Raw genomic sequence first — 1,661 nt, 5'->3', positions numbered from 1 at the left:
TTCTGGGTCTTTTACGAAATGTCCGGCGGGAGTGATTTTACGCCGCGTGAAAGGGTCATCACCTCGCAGGCGCCGTTCGCTCAGAACGGACAGTTCCCCAACAACGCGACCCAGTTTGCGAACGCCCCAATCACAATGAGCGCATCATTGGAGGCAGTAGCTACGTCCAAAGTAGACGTGGAATAATACTAGCTAGGCACTATTCCGCCTGACATATGGCGGTCAAACGGGCTGGATGACCGCGCGACTGGTATCAAAGGTCTAATCCCCTTGCCCACCGCATTGCTTGATGCAAGACAAGCGGCATGACACAAAAATCCATACTTATTACCGGATCATCATCCGGCATCGGCCTAGACGCAGCACGCACGTTACGCGAAGCAGGATGGCGCGTATTTGCAAGCTGTCGCAAAGCAGAAGACTGCGCGCGCCTGCAAGCAGAAGGGTTTGAAAGCCCGCGCATCGACTATACCGACGCCGAAAGCATGGTGAATGGCTTGGCCGAAACGCTTGAGGCAACAGGCGGCACGCTGGACGCGCTCTATAATAACGGGGCGCATGCCTGCCCGGGTGCGGTCGAAGACCTGCCGGTTGGCGCACTCCGTGAGAATTTTGAGACGAACGTCTTTGGATTGCATGAACTGACACGTTTGGTGATCCCCGTCATGCGTGCCCAAGGGTATGGACGGATCATCAACTGCTCTTCCGTTTTAGGTTTTGTCGGGTACAAATGGCGGGGGTCTTATGCCGCCACGAAATTCGCGCTTGAAGGGCTGACAGATGTGCTGCGTCTTGAAATGGCCAGCACACCGATCAAAATCATCTTGATCGAACCGGGCCCGATCACTTCGGAAATGCGCAACAATGCAATCCCGCATTTTGAGAAGTGGATCGACTGGCAAGGGTCGGCACGACGGGATGCCTACAAAGAAGAACTCGACCGGCTTTATGAGCAGACAGAGCCCTCTAAATATGAATTACCACCCAGTGCAGTATCAAAAAAATTGCTGCTCGCATTGACATCAGCAAACCCCAAGCCGCGCTACTTTGTCACAAAACCCACCCATTTGATGGGATTTATGAAGCGTATCTTGTCAACGCGCATGCTGGATAAATTGATTTTGCGCGGCTAAGGGTTTCTTTCACCTTGAGGCCTGCTACATCGCTTACGACACGATCAAAGGACAGATATCATGGCAGACGATCCTCTTTTTTGGCTTATCGCGGTGGCCGTATTGGTCGTACTGGGCATTTTGATGCTTGGCATCGGGTCTTTCGGCAAGGGTGGCGAATGGAATCGCAAGAATGCCAATAAGATCATGCGCTGGCGCATAGGTGCGCAATTTGTAGCGGTCGCCTTGGTTCTGTTATTTGTTTATTTGCGCGGCGAAGGAGGCTGATCTGATGGTAGTTCTGAACAAAATTTACACGAAAACGGGTGATGCTGGCGAAACAGCCTTGGGCAATGGTAGCCGCGTCGCAAAACATTCGATGCGGGTTACGTCATATGGCACCGTGGACGAGACAAATTCGACGGTTGGCATGGCACGGTTGCACGCGACTGGCGAAATGGACGCGCAATTGGCGATGATCCAGAACGACCTGTTCGATCTGGGTGCGGACCTATGCCGCCCCGATATGGAAAAAGACGGAGAGGCGGA

The 1,661-nt window shown here is 53.1% G+C and carries 3 protein-coding genes and 1 pseudogene; all 4 read left to right on the top strand.

The annotated features are described in order from the left end of the window. Positions 1-186 (top strand): annotated as a pseudogene (locus tag QZ197_RS08660) (hypothetical protein); the annotation flags it as partial. 119 nt (positions 187-305) lie between these two features. Beyond that, on the top strand, positions 306-1,133 hold the full coding sequence (locus QZ197_RS08655) for an SDR family NAD(P)-dependent oxidoreductase (protein WP_296431488.1): 828 nt from the start codon (positions 306-308) through the stop codon (positions 1,131-1,133). A gap of 60 nt (positions 1,134-1,193) precedes the next feature. After that, positions 1,194-1,400: a twin transmembrane helix small protein gene (locus tag QZ197_RS08650; protein ID WP_296431487.1), complete on the top strand. Its 207-nt coding sequence runs from the start codon at positions 1,194-1,196 to the stop codon at positions 1,398-1,400. A 4-nt stretch (positions 1,401-1,404) separates the two neighbouring features. Continuing rightward, the coding region (locus tag QZ197_RS08645) for an ATP:cob(I)alamin adenosyltransferase (protein ID WP_296431486.1) at positions 1,405-1,661 on the top strand (257 nt) is incomplete at its 3' end.

The organism is Yoonia sp., from assembly GCF_017854415.1.
Classification (GTDB): Bacteria; Pseudomonadota; Alphaproteobacteria; order Rhodobacterales; family Rhodobacteraceae; genus Yoonia.
The sequence above is the reverse complement of the archived record's forward strand: the minus strand, read 5'-3'. Positions and strand labels throughout refer to the sequence as shown.